Source organism: Silvimonas terrae, assembly GCF_014202765.1.
Taxonomy (GTDB): domain Bacteria; phylum Pseudomonadota; class Gammaproteobacteria; order Burkholderiales; family Chitinibacteraceae; genus Silvimonas; species Silvimonas terrae.
In genome coordinates, this window is sequence record NZ_JACHHN010000001.1 from 463,070 (window position 1) to 479,370 (window position 16,301).

Genomic DNA, 16,301 nt, shown 5'->3' on the forward strand with positions numbered 1-16,301 from the left:
CGCCGAAGGCGCTAATAACCGTTATGGTTCTCGCCAGAGAACGGAGCCGTCCCGGCTCCAGACTGGATTCCGGCTCAAGGCCGGAATGACGGTGCATTCCGACATCAACTCTTGCTCACCGGCTTGCTCCGAAACATCGCCACCGTCTCCGGCTGTGCCACCTTGCACATGATCGGCGGCAGGCCGCGCGCAATCAACTCGGCATCGGCTACCGTGCGTTTGCCAATCTGGCGCAACGCTTCGTCCATTGCCCCGGCTTGATGCGGCGATAACAGCACATTGTCACCACGACGGGCGCGGTGATCGGCTGGCACCGGTTCTTGCGGGAAGACGTCGGTCGCCACGCGGATATGGCCGCTTTCGGCGGCGTCCAGCATGGCTTCAAAGTCCACCACACCGGCGCGGCTGACCAGGATCAGCGATGCACCCTTGGGCATGCTGGCAAAGGCATCCGCCCCCAGGAAGCCCTGGTTTTGCGAGGTCACACCGGCCACTACAAAGGTGATTTGCGACTGTTGCAATACTTCGTCCAGCGACGCAGCCTGGCAGCCAAAACTGGCAATGTAATCCGCCGGCAACCACGGGTCGAACGCGCGGATGGTGGGGTTGAACGGGGCCAGCAGCGGCACGATGGCGCGGCCCAGATCACCAAAGCCGATAAAGCCGATGTTCTGCCGATGCAGCGAGTACGCATCGCGGTTGGCGTCCAGACCGTATTTTTCCGTGTTATTGCGGAAATACCGGTCAGAACGGCTGATGCCACGCGCCAGATCAATGGCCATGCCCAGCGCGGCTTCCGCCACGGGTTCGGCAAACACCGGGCTGACGTTCAGCACACGAATGCCCCGGCTCATGGCGTAGTCGTAATCGATATTGGGCAAGAAGTTGCCTTCGACATTGATGATGGCGCGCAGGTGCGGTGCGCGTTCCAGCCGGGCACGCGGCAGGTCGATCTGGCCGATGATGATCTCAACATTGGGCGCCAGGTCGTTGAACTGGGCATCGGTGAGCGCGGCGGCATCGTTCTGGATCACCAGATTGCCCAGCGCTTTCAGGCGGGCCAGATCGTCCGCGTCAAAAATATCCGCCACCTGGCGTGGGGAGGGGACAAGCAGGATGGTTTTGTCAGACATATCGAACTCCTTGATCCGGTGGCCGGACGTTTGTTGTATTCGTTTGTTGTACTGGATGAGCGGGTTACAGGGGCAGGCCCAGGGTGCGCAGGTGCTGGGCGGTTTGCGCTGCCGCAGTGTGATGGATGCCTTGCCAGCCAAAGCGTGTGGCGGCTTCGGCGTTGATCCGGGTATCGTCGATGAAGGCGATTTCTTGCGGCGTGATATCACGCAGATCCATGGCAATGCGCTCATGGGTGAGCTGGTACAGCGGCAAAGCCGGTTTGGCCATGCCTTCCTGGCCGGATACCACAATGCGGCGGAAGCCTTGCAAAAACGGGTAGTGCGTGAGCGCATACGGCCAGGTTTCGGCGGCCCAGTTGGTCAGGGCGTAGACCGGAATCCCCGCGGCGCGCAGACCGTCAAAAATAGCCATACCATCGGCCAGGGTGCCTTTGAGCATGTCTGGCCAGCGCTGATAAAACAGGCGGATCAATAACTCGTACTGTGGGTGGCTGGCCGCCAGTTCTTCCGTACCGTCTTGCAGGCTTTGGCCGGCGTCTTGCCGCAAGCGCCAGGCGCCATTGCAGACATGACCCAGAAAGTGTTTGCGCTCGGTCTCGTCCGGGATCAGTTCGCGGTAGACGTATTCGGCATCCCAATCGAACAGCACGCCACCCAGATCGAAAACAACGGCTTTGATTGCCATGATGAGTTCCACAAAAAAAGCGGGCTGGCGGCACCGCCAGCCCGGTAAGACAACAGCCTGAGGAGGAAAGCGGCTTACTTCTTGCGACCGAACAGCTTGTCTGCGGTGACGGCACCAATGATCAGCGCACCCATCACAATCTGCTGGTAGTAAGACTGCACATTCATGATGTTGAGGATGTTGTTGATCACCCCAATGATCAGACCGCCAACGACCACGCCGGTGACCGCGCCACGGCCGCCAAAGAAACTGGTGCCACCGATAATGGCCGAGGCAATGGCAAAGGTTTCAAACCCGGTACCGGCATTGGGCTCCGCCGCGCCGGTGCGCGCCACGGTGACCACACCAGCCACGCCGGCACAGACGCCAGAGATGATGAACACCATCAGCGTATGCAGTTTGATGTTGATGCCAGAGAACCATGCCGCTTGCGCGTTGCCGCCCAGGGCGTAGATATTGCGGCCCAGCTTGGTAAAGCGTGCCAGGAAATACAGAAAACCAGAGACCACCACGGCGATCAGCACCGGCACCGGCACGCCCAGAATGTGGCCCGCCACAATGTCAGAGAAGCGTGGGTCAAAGCCGAATACCGAACGCGCATCAGAGATGATCAACGTCAGGCCGCGATAAATGGCCATGGTGCCCAGAGTGATGATGAAGGGGTGCAGTTGCGTCACGTTCACCAACAGGCCGTTGATCGCGCCCAGCATGGCACCCAGTAATACGCCGCCCAGCAAGATCGCCAGCCAGAATGGCATGCCGGCCACCATCAACTGGGCCGAGACCATGCCGGTCAGCGCCAGCATGGAGCCCACAGAGAGGTCGATCCCGGCAATCAGGATGGTAAAGAACACGCCGCAAGCCAGCAGAGTCATCACCGAGCTTTGCAACAGCACCTGGACCAGGTTGTCACGCGTCAGAAAGTACTGCGGACTCAGTGCGCTGGAAATGAGTACCAGCACGATCAGAATGCCCAGCGTGCCGTACTTTTGCCAGATTGTTCCAAGGCCCAGCTTTGCCTTTTGCTCAGTGCCCGCAGTCAGCGTGGCGGCATTGGCTTGCGTTGTCATATCGTCTTTCTCCATATTCATACTGCCCCTGTGGATGGGCTTGCTGCTTGAGATCTCTTAACGAATGCGATTCTGTTTCTGATCCGGAATCAAGCCGTTGCGATATGCATGATGTTTTCCTCCGTCGCCTCGCTATTGGGCAAGACGGCGGCAATGCTGCCTTCCTTGTAGACGGCAATGCGGTCGCACACGGACAACAGTTCCGGTAGCTCGGAAGACACCATCAAGATGCCCTTACCGGCGTCGGCCAGTTGCCGCATGATCTGGTAAATCTCGGTCTTGGCGCCGATATCGATCCCGCGGGTGGGTTCGTCAAAAATAAAGAGATCACTCTCGGCCGCCAGCCATTTGGCGATGATGGCCTTTTGCTGGTTACCACCAGACAACTCGGTGATGTTCTGCTGCGGCGATGAACAACGAATGCGCAGCTTGTCTTTGTATTGCGCGCCGAAGGCTTTTTCCTCGGCAAAATCCAGCCGTTCCAGCGACACTTGATGACGCGTGTTTTTCACAAACGGCAGGATGGAAATGTTCTCGGCAATCGAGAAATTGTGGAAAAACCCGGTGTTGCGGCGGTCTTCTGTCACAAACGCCAGCCCGGCTTTCACGGCGTGATACGGGGAGGGGATGGAGACCACTTTGCCATTGAGTTCAATCTGGCCTGCCGAGCGCGCCCGTGCGCCAAAGATCACTTCCATCAACTCGCTGCGGCCAGAGCCAATCAGCCCGGCAAAGCCCAGAATCTCGCCCTTGTGCAATTCAAAGCTCACATCCTTCACGCGGCCATCGCGGGAGGAAAGGTGCTCGACGGCAAACACCACCTGGTCTTGATCGACGCGCGCGCCATCCGGGCGGGCGTGTTCGATTTCCCGGCCGACCATAGAGGCCACCAGCTTTTGCGGCGGCGTGGTTTTGGCATCAAACGTGCCGACATAACGGCCGTCTTTCAGGACCGAAACCCGGTCGGCAATGATGGGAATCTCTTTGAGCTTGTGCGAGATATACACAATGCCGATGCCCTGACTCTTGAGTTCGCGGATCACGGCAAACAGATGATGCACTTCTTCATCCGTGAGCGAAGAGGTCGGCTCATCCATGATGATGATGCGGGCATCGCTGGCCAGTGCTTTGGCGATTTCCACCTGCTGCTTTTCCGAGATCGACAAATCGCTGACCAGCGTGGCCGGATGGCGTTTGAGGCCCACGCGCGCCAGCACAGACAACGCGGTCTGCCGGATGCGGGCGCTATCGACCACGGACACGCCAAACTTGCGGCGGGTGGGCAGGCTGCCGACAAACAGGTTCTCTTCAATGCTCAGGTGATCAATCACCGAGAGTTCCTGATAGATCAACCGGATGCCAAAGGCCTTGGAAATCGCCGGGGTCAAGCGCTCGTAACTGGCGTCGGCCAGTTCGATGGTGCCGGAGGTGGGCTCGTAAATCCCGCTGAGAATTTTCATCAGCGTGGACTTGCCGGCGCCGTTTTCCCCCAACAGGGCATGCACTTCGCCAGCGTTGATATCAAAACTGACGTCTTGCAGGGCCACCGTGCCGGGGAAGCGTTTGACCACGTTACGTACTGCGACAAGCGTACTCATGGGTGTTTCCTGTGAGGGGTGAGGAGTGAGGGGTGAGGTGTAAAACCGGGGAGGAAAGCATCGCGCCTGGGGCACCTGCTTTTCCTCCTCACACCTCACGCCTTACACCTCACTCCTTGGTTACAATCTTCGAATCGATCGCGACAAACTGCGGGGTGTTATCCGGCTTGATGGCGGGTTTGTTCTTCACGCTTTGCACCAGGATATCCAGCGACTTGGCCCCCAGGGTGGCGGTGTCTTGCGCGGCGGTGGCGGTCAATTCGCCGCGTTTGACCGAGTCAATGGCTTCCGGCACGCCGTCCGTCCCCATCACCAGCACCTTGCCCAGCTTGCCGGCGTTCTTCACCGCCTGGACAGCGCCCAGCGCCATGGTGTCATTGGCGGCGTAGATGGCCTTCAGATCCGGATTGCGTTGCAGAATGTTGGTCGCCACATCCAGCGCGCGGGAGCGATCCCAGTCGGCCGGCAGGCTGGCCACAACTTTCACGTTCGGGGCGGTGGCGAATGCCTTTTTCACGCCATCGCGGCGGGCATCACCGGACGAATTGCCGGCCTTGCCTTCAATAATGGCGACCTTGCCGCCGGCGCTACCCAGTTTGCTGACAATGTACTTGCCGGCTTTCTCGCCCAGCGCCAGGTTGTCGGTGGCCAGAAACGCCACCACGCTGCCGCCAGCGGCCTTGAGCTGGCTCATGTCGACCTTTTCATCCATGTTCACAACATAGATGCCTTTTTTGTTGGCCGCGGAGATGGCTTGCACCACGTTCACCGGCGAGATCGGCGCGACGCCAATCGCCTTGTAGTTCTTGTTCACCACGTCTTCCAGCAGACGCTGTTGACCGGTGATGTCGTCTTCAGAGTTGGCGGCAAAGATATCCACTTGCACGCCTTGTTTTTTGGCTTCGGCCAGCACGCCGTCGCGCATGGCGACCCAGTAGGGGCTGGCCAGGGTTTTCAGTACCACGGCGTAATCGGCGGCAAAGGCGGACTGCACCGGGCCCAGAGTGAATGCGGCGGCGCCAGCGATAGCCAGGGTCAGTTGCTTGATGTTCATGGAAGACTCCTCGACGCGATCAAGCGTCTTTTTATGATTCCATTTCTGAAACGCGACTGCCTTTGTCGACTGTGGCTTGCCGAGCTACCCGCACTGTCTTCGCCTTGTCTTCGCGGCATTCGCATTTCATAAACGGAATAGGTGATGTTGAAAGTGGTATTTCACTGCACAAGTCATCGTTCAAAGCGTTCTACAAGCCGGACAGGAAGGCTGCAGCCGCCGCACTGCATCAAGCCGGGATGGACGTCCAGGCCCGTTGTTTTGCCGAAGCCAGAATGGCCTCGACAATCTGCGCAGAGCGCGCACCGTCAGCGAAGGTTGGCAGACCTTCACGGGGCTCCCCACGAATTTGCGAATAGGTGTCGGCCACAAAGGCCTCAAAACAATCGGCATAACCCTGGGCGTGGCCGGCGGGCAGGGTGGCAAGGCGGCGTTGTTCGGCCGAGCCTTGCGACGGGTCTTTCACGAACAACTGCATGGCATCGCGCTGGCCTACCCACAGGCGTTCCGGTTCTTCCTGGTTAAACGTCAGGCTTTCTTTCATACCGTCGATTTCAAACCACAGATGATTTTTGCGCCCGGCAGAGACCTGACTGATGGTCAGCGTGGCCAGCGTGCCCTGGTTGGTCCGCAACAAGGCGCCGGCGATGTCCTCGGTGGTAACGGTCATTTTTGCCTCATTGGCGTCAGCCGAACCCGAGAACGTGGCGCGGGTGGCGGCGGGGCGCTCGGCCAGCACGGTGCGCAGCGAACTGACCGTTTCGACAAAGCGCTCACCCGTGACCCATTCCATCAGATCGCACCAGTGCGAGCCGATATCGGCAAACGCGCGGGAGGCCCCGCCTTTTACCGCGTCGACCCGCCAGTTGGTGTCGTTGGCGCCCAACAGCCAGTCTTGCAGATAATTGCCGTGAATCAGATTCAACGCGCCCAGTTCACCTGCGGCAATACGGGCGCGGGCTTCACGCACCATGGGGTGATAGCGATAGACAAACGGGACGGCCGTCACCAGACCGGTATCGCGCGCCAGGGTGGCCAGTTCCGTGGCATTCGCCAGCGAGGTGGCCAGCGGCTTTTCGCAAATCACGTGTTTGCCGGCCAGGAGGGCGCGGCGTGCCAGATCGTGGTGCGTGGCATTGGGGGTACAGATATGCACGACATCAATGGCCTTGTCGGCAAACACGGCATCTGCATCAGCATAGGCTTCGCATTGCCATTCATGGGCTACAGCGCGGGTGCGTTCCGGGCTGGAGGCGACGACGCCACGTAATACGCCACCACTTAATGCTGCTGCACGACGGTGTACTGCACCAATCATGCCCGTACCGATAATCGCAATGCCCAATGCTTTATTCACGACACTCTCCGTCTGGTGCTCTCTTTGGTGCGATGTAGTATTCATCTGCACTACTACAGCGCAAATTTTGTATTATTTATGTCGATTTTCGACACAATGATTTTCACTATCGGTATGTAATTGCGCTTGAAAGCATACAAAATCACTCTTATGCTCGATTTAAACCACATTCCGACGTAAGTACTTTTATGTATGAGATCAGCATGCACAACGCCGTTTCCCGGGCCTCGGACGATGTTCCGTTCCGTTTGGGGCAGTACGAAATCCAGAGTCAGATGGCCCGCTTGATTGCTGTGGATAACGGCATCAGCCGTGCCGACATGGCCCGCATGACCGGCATGGCGCGCTCCACCGTGGCGGAGTATTTACAGCCCTTGCTGGACTGCAATCTTGTTAGTGAGCAGCGGGGCAACTACACCGGCCGTGGCCGTCCTTCTACCGGTTTGTCGCTGAACATGAAGGCCGGCGTGATCCTGGTGGCGGATATCGGCGTCACCCATGGCCGTCTGGTGGTGGCGGACCTGGGCGCGCACCGGCTGGCGGAAGAAGCCTTTATGCCGGATCTGACGATCGGCCCGGAGTTACTCCTGAGCGAGATCGTGGAACGCTTTGAAAAGCTGCTGCAAAGCTCCACCGCGCGGGATCGGCCCATCCGCTGTGTGGTGATCGGCATTCCCAGCCCGGTGGATTTTGAACGCGGCATGCCGGTGCGCCCGCCCATCATGCCCGGCTGGGATGGCTTTGCCGTGGCCGATTGGGTGCGCCGCCGTATGGGTGTGCCGGTCATGGTGGATAACGACGTCAATCTGATGGCGCTGGGCGAGGCCCGGTCCCGCCCGGGGTCCCAGTCTCCTCTGCTGTTTATCAAGGTGGCCAGCGGGATCGGCTGCGGCATTGTCACCAAAGACGGTGAACTGCATCGGGGGGCGGACGGGGCGGCGGGGGATATCGGGCATATCCGTGTGCCTTTGCATGACGATGTGATTTGCCGCTGCGGCAATATTGGCTGTATTGAGGCCATTGCCTCGGCCAGTGCCATCATGCGGCAATTGCAGGATCAGAAAGGCACGGTGGTGCAGACCACGGCCGAACTGGCCGCGCTGATTACCAGTGGCGACCCGCATGCCGTGCGCCTGGTGCGTACGGCAGCGGCCGAGATTGGCGAGATCGTCGCCATGCTGGTGCATATGTACAACCCGGCCTCGATCATTCTGGGCGGCAAAATGGCATTGATGAGTGACGATTTGCTGGCCGGCATCCGCGCCGTGGTGTATCGCCGTGCCTTACCGCTGGCCACCCGGCGGCTGTCGATCGAGAACTCGCAACTGGGTCGGGATGCCGGGCTGGTGGGCGGTATCGCGCTGGGCGTGGATAAAGTGCTCTCCCCGCGCGGTATTCAGGACTTGTTGCAAAGCCGCTGACCTCATTCTTCGCCCGGCAGGGTGTAGCTGAAGTCATAGAAATGCACACCCTCTTCAATACGGATGCCCATGCGCCCCACCAGGCCGGTCAGTTCGCCCGAGCCCGAGTCTGGCACCACGGTCACCGTGAGGGTGGGCGTACCGCGATTCATGGTGCCCGCATGCTGCAACATGAAGCTGCCTTGCTTGCCCTCTAGCGTGCCGGTGACTTTCTCCATAGCGACATAACCGGCCGAGCCTGGCGTGGTCGTTGCCGCACTGAGCATCTGCCCCTGGCTTGTCGCGGTGAGCGCGCCTGCAAACTGTTTTTCCAGCCCCATGCGGCCCAGCGCGGCGCTGGCGACGGGCTCTGCGGGTTCCAGGCGGGTAATGTGGACGCTGAATTTACCGGTGATATGTGGCATGACGTGCTCCAGATGCAGGCAATACGGGACACGGTCATGGTAGATGGTGTTGCCGCGAATGCCAGGAGTTCATTGCCCCGGTCTACGCTGCTGACTCCTCAGTCCGGCCCTGCGCCGGAATCCAGAGGCCGCCGCAGGTCCGTGTAGCCCGGATGAAGGCCCTCCAGGCCGGGAATCCGGGGTTGCAACGCTTGCCATATCGCTCCCCCCGGCTGAAAACCCGCACCCACCGCGCAATACCATCCTTGCCAACACCGCCACCCCGGCCTACCGGCCTTCATCCGGGCTACGGGGTGGCCGGTTATTTGATAGTCAGCCCGTCAATAAACTTCTGGCATTCGGCTTCGTACTTGTAAAACAACGACTGGCCGGTATAGCAAGTCACCTGAATGTTGCCGCTGTCATCGCCGTAGTAATTGGTGTTAAAGACAAAATCCAGCCCCTTCAGGCTGGCCACAAAGCGGATCATGCCGGCCTCTTTGCCGTTGATTACGGGTTTCTTTTCCAGAATGATGGTGGGCGTGGCACCTGCACTCTGCACGTTATGCAGGATGACCTCACGCATGCTGGCGTTATTGGCCGGAATCTGATCGGAAATCACCACGGCATACAACGGCAGCGTCTTGTGCATGAACATGCGTTTGGTTGCCGATTCGCCATCTTTGGGCGGGCTCTGGTTCCAGCTATTCACGTCATAGTTGACGCTGAATTTTTTCACCATCGGGATATAGGGTGAGCCGCCCGGCGCAACCGACGCAGCGCTGGCGGTGCTGTTATCAAACGTCCAGGTGCCATTGGGTGCAAGTAATACCTTGCGACCATCTTCGGTAATGCCGTGCAGGGTATCGGCGGCGGCAACCACGGCGGAAAATCCCAGCAAACTGGCACACAACAAAGGCAAAGCGAAACGCATATCATCCCCGGTCAACACAAAAGGTCATCAAGCAGCAAAACGCTGGATTATGCGGTTGTTGTTTTTTCCGGATATTACGTTGGCAGGAGAAGTGAGGGGAATATTGCGCGCAGGATGTTGCAATGGCGCACGCGCGGGCCAGCGGGCCCGCCCCGGATGGGGTCATCCGGGGTCGGGGTTCAAGCTTGGCAGGCGCTACGGATCAGCCGGTGATCTCAGGCCAGTTGACCACCAGATCGGCGCGCGCCTGGCTGGCGGCAATGCGCACGGCGTTGGGTTCATCCGTATTCATCACCCAGTCTTTGGCGGCTTGTTCCGTACGCCCAAAGAACATGTGGCGTGCCACCAGACGCTGGCGGCGCAAGTCGTCATCCACACCGACGTACCAGGCTTCATCCAGCAAGGGGCGCACGTTGTTCCAGCCGGCGTCTTCCAGCAACAGATAATTGCCTTCAGTGATGATCAGCGGGATATCCGGGCTAACGGGGATGGCGCCGGCAATCGGTTCTTCAATCTCGCGCCGGAACACCGGGGCGTAGACGGTTTCGCCCGGCCTGGCGTGCTTGATCCGCGCCAGCAAAGACACATAACCCCATACGTCAAACGTATCGGGTGCGCCTTTGCGGCTGGCGCGCCCGAGGCGGGCCAGTTCAACGTTCGCCAGATGATAGCCATCCATAGGCACCACCATGGCACGCGGACCCAGTGCTTTGGCCAGGGCCTCAGCGACGGTTGATTTGCCCGAGCCCGGTGGCCCGGCAATGCCCAGGATTTTGCGCTGACCGCTTTGCAGCAAGGCCTGCGCGCGTTGCAGATAAATATCGGGAACCATAGCGAGGTTTGTTCCTGAGTCCAGTTGGCACGGTAAAACAGACCCGACCGGGGTGGCAGCGCGCGTAGCCTGACCGAGGCAACGACGCGCCAACCCCGCCGGGGTGGTGATCAGTACGGGCGATCCGTAACGCCCAGACCTGCGCCCTTGGCTTGCGCGCTGATAAAGGCGTGAGCGTGGGTAGCCAGGTCCATGCCGTTATTCCACAAATTGCGCCAGACCGCCAGATCATTGGAAAGACCTTCTGCCACCACGGTGGAAGAGAAGCTCTCGAACGTGATCGGGCCGGTGTAGCCAATCTGCGCCAGCGCGTGGAAAAACGCGGTGAAATCAACCGTGCCGGAACCCAGGTAGCCACGGTGGCTTTCGCCAATATGCACATAACCCAGCTTGTCGCCACATTCGAGCACCGGGCGGACAAAGTCCACTTCTTCGATGTTCATGTGGTAAGTGTCCAGGTGGACACACAGGTTGCCGGTGCCCACTTCGTCAATCAATTCCAGCGCCTGGCGGGCGGTGTTGATGACGTTGCTTTCATAACGGTTGACCACTTCCAGCCCAATCTTCACACCCTTGTCGGCAGCCTCGCCCGAGATACGACGCAGGGTTTCCACCACGTGCTTGCGGCCTTGGGCGGTGATCGGGTGGTTGTACTTGCCCAGTGCGCTGTAGGGCACGCCACCAAAGTAATCGCCGCCCAGTTGTTGGGTGATGTTGATGGCTTCGGTCAACAGCGCGACACCACGCGCCACCACGGCTGGATCATCGCTGGAGACGTCGGCATTGAAGGCCAGGCCACGAGAGAACGCCGGTTTGATGGCATGTTCCTTCAACAACTCACGCGTGTAGCCAAAATCCAGCGGCTTGGGTTCGTGCAAAGAGAATTCGATCAGATCAAAACCAGCTTGTTTACTGCTGCTGATGATTTTGTTGACCGATTCCGGCGATACGTCGCCCGCCCAGACCAGTGCGTGGATGCCAAGGGGATTCATGGTGTTGCTCCTGTTCAGAACCCGTTGACGAGCTGCAGCGCTAGCTCGTCAGCGGGTTCATGGGTTGTTGGTTGGTAGTGCATGGAGCGCATGCTACACCTTTTGATTTTGAAAAAACAACTTTTGCGTAAAAAAAATACAAAAGTAATTTGAGGATGTGGGAAACTTGTCGCCAACGCCTGATCCGGCGTTAAATGCGCACAATCACCAACAGGCTTTCCATGAACGACGCAACCACTCCTGTCTTGCCAGCCGCTGATAGCAGCGGCGCCATTCTTGCGCTGATCCGCAGCGGCGTGGCCACCACGCGGGCGCGCATCATGCAGGTGACGGGGTTGTCGCGCTCTACCGTGGGCCAGCGGCTGGACACGCTGATTGCTGCGGGGTATCTGGAGCAGGGCGGCAGTGCGGCCTCAACCGGGGGGCGCCCGCAAGCCTCATTGCGTATCAACCCGGCGTTTGGGGTAATGCTGCTGGCCGACATAGGCGCAGAGAAAATGCGCCTGGCGCTGGCGGATATGCATGGCAATACTCTGGCCAGCAGCAGTGCGCAGAACGACATTGCCGCCGGCCCCGTGGTCACGCTGGACCTGGTATTGCAACAGTTCGACGGCTTGCTGGCCGCAGCCGATCGCACGCGCAGCGAGGTCAAAGGCATCGGCATTGGGGTGCCCGGCCCGGTGGAGTTTGCCCAGGGTCGCGTGGTGCGTCCGCCAATCATGACCGGCTGGGATGGCGTGGTGGTGCCGGATTTTTTTGCGCCGTATTTCAACTGCCCGGTGCGCGTGGATAAAGACGTCAACCTGATGGCACTGGGTGAACACCGGGTGGTGTGGCCGGATGTAGCACACATGATGTATGTGACGATCGGCACCGGCATTGGCGCGGGCCTGATCATGGATGGCCGGCCGCAACGTGGCGCGCAAGGCGGCGCGGGCGATCTGGGGCATCTGTTCATGGGCCACGCCGGTTCAGCCGGCGGTGGCCAATTGCCGCTATGCCGTTGCGGTAATGCAGGTTGCCTGGAAGCCTATGCCGCCGGCTGGTCGCTTACCCGGCAACTGGAGTCCCGTGGTTATCCCGTCCACCTGGCGCAGGATGTCGCTGCGCTGGCCCGGCAGGGGGACGCAGAAGTGGTGGCCTTGTTGCTGCAATCTGGCCGCTTGCTGGGCGAGGCGCTGGCGCAGGCCGTCAGCCTGTTGAACCCGTCGCTGGTGGTGCTGGGTGGTGCCCTGGCGGATTCGCAAGATCACTTGCTGGCAGGCGTGCGGGAGATGGTTTACCGCCGCTCTCTGCCGTTGGCGACCCGCAATCTGCAGATCCTGGGCAGCCAGCTGGCCGATGAAGCCGCGCTGACCGGCTGCGTGCATCTGGTGGCTGATGCCGTATTTGCGCCGCACGCGGTCGATGCCGCGCTGGCGGGTAACGCGGGCTAGTCTCACGTCGCTATCGGGTGCTGGCTGACAGTGATATCCCGCTTTTACGGCCATGATGAAATCATGCTTAACCGCCGGAGATCATCATGTTGTCAGTGCAACCCACCGCCGCGCCGGCGAGCCGCTGGCTGATCACGCCCCAGGCCATGCCGCCGGCCGTACCTGGCCAGCCGCCATACCCTGAGCCGGAGCCGGGCGATCCGGATTTCCCGCAGCCCAAGCCGCCAGAGCAGATTCCACCATTGCCGGTGCCGCCAGATCGTCCGTTTGCACCGCAACCGGTGCATGACCCGTTCCCGCCAGATGACAATCCTGGCCCGATCAAGGAACCGCCGCGCGCCCCCGATGAACCCCAGCGTGATACGCCGTACTTTGGTGGGCGTATCCGCGTGCAGTTGGGGAGCTAGCCGCATGCCCAATGCCAGACCGCAACTCAACTTGCTGAATAATGCGCAGCGCTTGCGCCATGACGTGCACGCTTACGCCAGTGAATTTCTGCTGACGCCGGCACTGGCACTGTCGTTGATGGCCGCCACCATGCTGGCCGATGCGGCGCAAAGTCAGCCTGGCGCCGCGCCACAATCGACCAATAATGCGCCGGCCGCTGCAGCTCCACAGGCCAAGCTCTCGCAGCAGGATGCTTCTTTTCTGGCAGAAGCACAGCGCACCGCCATCACCGGGCAAGACCTGGCACGCATGGCCATGCAGCAAGCCCTGGCGCCCGCGATCAAAACACTGGCAAGCAAACTGTTTGAAGATCATGGTGTGATCAGCCTGAAACTCAAAACCCTGGCGCAACAAAAACAACGCCAGGACGCCTCCGCCCCGGATGCTGCCCAGCAGCAGGATATGGAACACCTCTACGGTTTGCAGGGTGACAAATTCGAGGCTGAATGGATCAAGATCCAGACCAAAGCCAGTCAGGATGCCGTGGTGGCGTGGTCGCAAGAAGTCGCCAACGGCAGCGATCCTCAGGTGGTGGCGCTGGCCAGGCAGACTTTGCCCGTGCTCAAGGCCCATCTGGACTACCTGCAGAAACTGCCCTCCAGCCGTGGCTGACGATGCGGGCGGGAACCGGGTATGCTCATGCTTTACCCGTGAGCACCATCATGCAAAAACAATACGCAATCGATACCCACAAACTGCAAGCACTGGCGACTGAAAAAGGCCTGTGCATGGTGACTGATCTGATCGTGGTGGACGGCCAACCCGTCGGCTACATGGTGCGCGAAGAGCCAGAAGACGCCGAAGACAGCGGCTGGCGCTTTTTCAGTGGCGCAGAAGATGACCGCTACCTGGATAATCCCAAACACTTCAATCTGGTCGACATCAACCTGGTCGCCAATTGCGACCCCAGCATCGTCGAGTTTCTGGATGCCCCGGTCGGCGCGGCGTTCGACAAGCATGAAGGTGTGTTTTACGACGTCAGCGAAGACGACTGATCAACCACTTCAGGGCCGGTCTTTCCGGCCTTTGTTCTATCCGGTTCATTGAACCCAAAGACGAGGCCATGCGCGCGTTACCCACTTTCATGACCGCCCGCCCACGGCTGGCGCTGGCCTTGGCCCTGGGCCTGGTCAGCTTTTTTGTCCTGCCGCTGCACGGCTCGCTGGCAGGCCGGGGGCTGGCCTGCTGGAACCTGGCCGTATGGGCCTACCTCTTGATGGTGTGGTGGCTGATGATCCGGGCCCAGCCCGCGCAGATCCGGCGGATTGCTTTGGCGCAGGATGAAAATGCGGAAATTGTCCTGGCGCTGGTGTGTGTCGGGTGTGTGGTCAGCCTGGCGACCATTCTGGTGGAACTGGCTTCGGCCAAGGGGACATCCGGTATTCATCAACTGGCCCACATCGGGTTCACCGGGATCACGCTGGCGGGGGCCTGGCTGATGTTGCCGACCTCGTTCGCCATTCATTACGCGCACCTGTTTTACACCGCTGAAGACGGCCCCTGTAAACCGCTGTTGTTCCCGGACAAGCCGCCAGAGCCGACGTATTGGGATTTTCTGTATTTCTCTTTCACCATTGCCGTAGCCTGCCAGACGGCCGATGTGGCGGTGGGCGACAGCCGCACCCGCAAGACCGTGCTGGCGCAGTCGGTGCTGGCCTTTTTGTTCAATATGAGTGTGTTGGGATTGTCGATTAATGTGGCGGCGGGGTTGTTGGGGTGATGGTTTTTGTGGGGAGGGAATCCGGTAACTGAAACCACGCCGTAGCCCGGATGGAGCACGCCCCTTGGCGGGTGCCCCCGCAAAGCCGTTACACGTTGCGAATGGCAGCAGCAGCGGGGCAGGCGGGAATCTGCGGTTGCGCCGAATGCAATATTGATTGATGTCCTGCTTTTTGTTTTCCACGCCAGCAACAAAAAACCATTCTTGCCCATATCGCCACCCCGGATTCCCGCTTCGCTTCATCCGGGCTACGGATGCTGCCGAAGGGAAGGCAAGTCAAAAGCAACCCAGCCACGCATACCGTCGGTTTGCAAGAATGAGCGTTCTGCATCCCATTACTTCGTCATTCCGGCCTTGAGCCGGAATCCAGCCCGCCCGCCGTAGGTGGGCTTACCTTGGCAAACCACGAAAAACCATTTGCAGTGCCTTCGGCACAAACGTTTACACCTGGATTCCGGCTCAGGGCCGGAATGACGATGTGGTGGTATGCAAAAAAAAGAGGTTGCAACCGGCATACCGGCACTCACACTCTACGAATAAAAATTGGTTATAAAAACCTAATTTAATATTCTTTGTTGTTATTTAATGGCCAGTGCTACCTTGACCACACGCCTACACCCATCGGGCGGGCAAGGGGAGCACATGAATGCTTATCTGATCGGGGCAGATCGCCTCGGCAACATACCGCAATTGCTGGATCGCTACGGCATCCGCATCACCGCGCATCTGACCGGGCGGGATGCCTCGCATCAACGCAAACCGACCAGCGCGCGCGGGGCGGATTTGATCATTCTGTTTACCGATTTCATGGGCCACAACGTCATGCGCAATTACCGGCAACTGGCCACGCAAAACAATATCCGCTTCGTGGCTTGCCGCCGCTCGGTGTGCGACCTGGAACAGTCGCTGGAGCCGATGATGCGGCAGACCAGAAACTGACAGAAGCCCGGATGAAGCCGCGCCCCTTGGGGGGGGCCCATCAAGTGACCGAACGCGACGGATGGCCGTTGCAGCGGGGTAGCGGCAATCCGGGTTTGCGCCATTTGCAATATTGATGCCCGCCGTCCCACGCATTATTCCAGCACCAGAATGCCGTTCTTGCGGACATCGCCACCCCGGATTCCCGCCTTCGGCTCCATCCGGGCTACGAGTCATGCTTTTTCGGCATCACCACACGTAGCCCGGATGAAGCGGAGCGGGAATCCGGGGTGGTCACGGCAACCAAGACCACTGCCG

Annotated in this window: 17 protein-coding genes; 7 read left to right on the top strand and 10 right to left on the bottom strand. The window is 59.7% G+C overall.

What is annotated here, in order from left to right:
- Positions 1-104 precede the first annotated feature (104 nt).
- From HNQ50_RS01845 to HNQ50_RS01870, 6 genes are all read right to left on the bottom strand, one after another.
- Positions 105-1,133: a hydroxyacid dehydrogenase gene (locus tag HNQ50_RS01845; protein ID WP_184096958.1), complete on the bottom strand. Its 1,029-nt coding sequence runs from the start codon at positions 1,131-1,133 to the stop codon at positions 105-107.
- 64 nt (positions 1,134-1,197) lie between these two features.
- Positions 1,198-1,821: an HAD family hydrolase gene (locus tag HNQ50_RS01850; protein ID WP_184096960.1), complete on the bottom strand. Its 624-nt coding sequence runs from the start codon at positions 1,819-1,821 to the stop codon at positions 1,198-1,200.
- 74 nt (positions 1,822-1,895) lie between these two features.
- Positions 1,896-2,891, bottom strand: coding sequence for a D-allose ABC transporter permease (gene alsC, locus HNQ50_RS01855; RefSeq protein WP_184096962.1), 996 nt, complete (start codon positions 2,889-2,891; stop codon positions 1,896-1,898).
- Positions 2,892-2,980: 89 nt separating this feature from the next.
- Positions 2,981-4,489 (bottom strand): sugar ABC transporter ATP-binding protein, encoded by a 1,509-nt coding sequence (locus HNQ50_RS01860; RefSeq protein ID WP_184096964.1) that lies wholly within the window; start codon positions 4,487-4,489, stop codon positions 2,981-2,983.
- Positions 4,490-4,598: 109 nt separating this feature from the next.
- Positions 4,599-5,543 carry a D-allose transporter substrate-binding protein gene (gene alsB / locus HNQ50_RS01865; RefSeq protein WP_184096966.1) on the bottom strand — a complete coding sequence of 315 codons (945 nt, stop codon included), beginning with the start codon at positions 5,541-5,543 and terminating at the stop codon, positions 4,599-4,601.
- Between the two features lie 229 nt (positions 5,544-5,772).
- Positions 5,773-6,900, bottom strand: coding sequence for a Gfo/Idh/MocA family protein (locus HNQ50_RS01870; protein WP_221302950.1), 1,128 nt, complete (start codon positions 6,898-6,900; stop codon positions 5,773-5,775).
- 203 nt (positions 6,901-7,103) lie between these two features.
- On the opposite strand from HNQ50_RS01870, the gene HNQ50_RS01875 reads away from it, so the two are divergent.
- A complete protein-coding gene (locus HNQ50_RS01875; RefSeq protein ID WP_184096969.1) occupies positions 7,104-8,321 on the top strand; it encodes an ROK family transcriptional regulator in 1,218 nt (405 codons plus the stop codon).
- 2 nt (positions 8,322-8,323) lie between these two features.
- On the opposite strand, the gene HNQ50_RS01880 is transcribed toward HNQ50_RS01875, so the two are convergent.
- The 4 genes from HNQ50_RS01880 to HNQ50_RS01895 form a co-directional block, all read right to left on the bottom strand.
- Positions 8,324-8,725 carry a DUF3224 domain-containing protein gene (locus HNQ50_RS01880; RefSeq protein ID WP_184096971.1) on the bottom strand — a complete coding sequence of 134 codons (402 nt, stop codon included), beginning with the start codon at positions 8,723-8,725 and terminating at the stop codon, positions 8,324-8,326.
- Between the two features lie 301 nt (positions 8,726-9,026).
- On the bottom strand, positions 9,027-9,638 hold the full coding sequence (locus HNQ50_RS01885) for a hypothetical protein (protein ID WP_184096973.1): 612 nt from the start codon (positions 9,636-9,638) through the stop codon (positions 9,027-9,029).
- A gap of 202 nt (positions 9,639-9,840) precedes the next feature.
- Positions 9,841-10,470 (bottom strand): nucleoside/nucleotide kinase family protein, encoded by a 630-nt coding sequence (locus HNQ50_RS01890; protein WP_184096975.1) that lies wholly within the window; start codon positions 10,468-10,470, stop codon positions 9,841-9,843.
- 110 nt (positions 10,471-10,580) lie between these two features.
- Entirely contained in the window at positions 10,581-11,462 is an 882-nt protein-coding gene (locus HNQ50_RS01895; RefSeq protein ID WP_184096976.1) for a sugar phosphate isomerase/epimerase family protein, read from the bottom strand.
- 221 nt (positions 11,463-11,683) lie between these two features.
- On the opposite strand from HNQ50_RS01895, the gene HNQ50_RS01900 reads away from it, so the two are divergent.
- The 6 genes from HNQ50_RS01900 to HNQ50_RS01925 all read left to right on the top strand — a co-directional run bounded on the left by HNQ50_RS01900 (position 11,684) and on the right by HNQ50_RS01925 (position 16,004).
- Positions 11,684-12,898: an ROK family transcriptional regulator gene (locus tag HNQ50_RS01900; protein ID WP_184096978.1), complete on the top strand. Its 1,215-nt coding sequence runs from the start codon at positions 11,684-11,686 to the stop codon at positions 12,896-12,898.
- An 86-nt stretch (positions 12,899-12,984) separates the two neighbouring features.
- A complete protein-coding gene (locus HNQ50_RS01905; protein WP_184096980.1) occupies positions 12,985-13,305 on the top strand; it encodes a hypothetical protein in 321 nt (106 codons plus the stop codon).
- Positions 13,306-13,309: 4 nt separating this feature from the next.
- Complete coding sequence (locus HNQ50_RS01910; protein WP_184096982.1) at positions 13,310-13,957, top strand: DUF4142 domain-containing protein; 648 nt, start codon at positions 13,310-13,312, stop codon at positions 13,955-13,957.
- Positions 13,958-14,007: 50 nt separating this feature from the next.
- Positions 14,008-14,340: a DUF2185 domain-containing protein gene (locus HNQ50_RS01915; protein ID WP_184096984.1), complete on the top strand. Its 333-nt coding sequence runs from the start codon at positions 14,008-14,010 to the stop codon at positions 14,338-14,340.
- 68 nt (positions 14,341-14,408) lie between these two features.
- On the top strand, positions 14,409-15,065 hold the full coding sequence (locus HNQ50_RS01920; RefSeq protein WP_184096986.1) for a DUF1345 domain-containing protein: 657 nt from the start codon (positions 14,409-14,411) through the stop codon (positions 15,063-15,065).
- A 642-nt stretch (positions 15,066-15,707) separates the two neighbouring features.
- Complete coding sequence (locus HNQ50_RS01925) at positions 15,708-16,004, top strand: DUF2325 domain-containing protein (RefSeq protein WP_184096988.1); 297 nt, start codon at positions 15,708-15,710, stop codon at positions 16,002-16,004.
- Positions 16,005-16,301 lie beyond the last annotated feature (297 nt).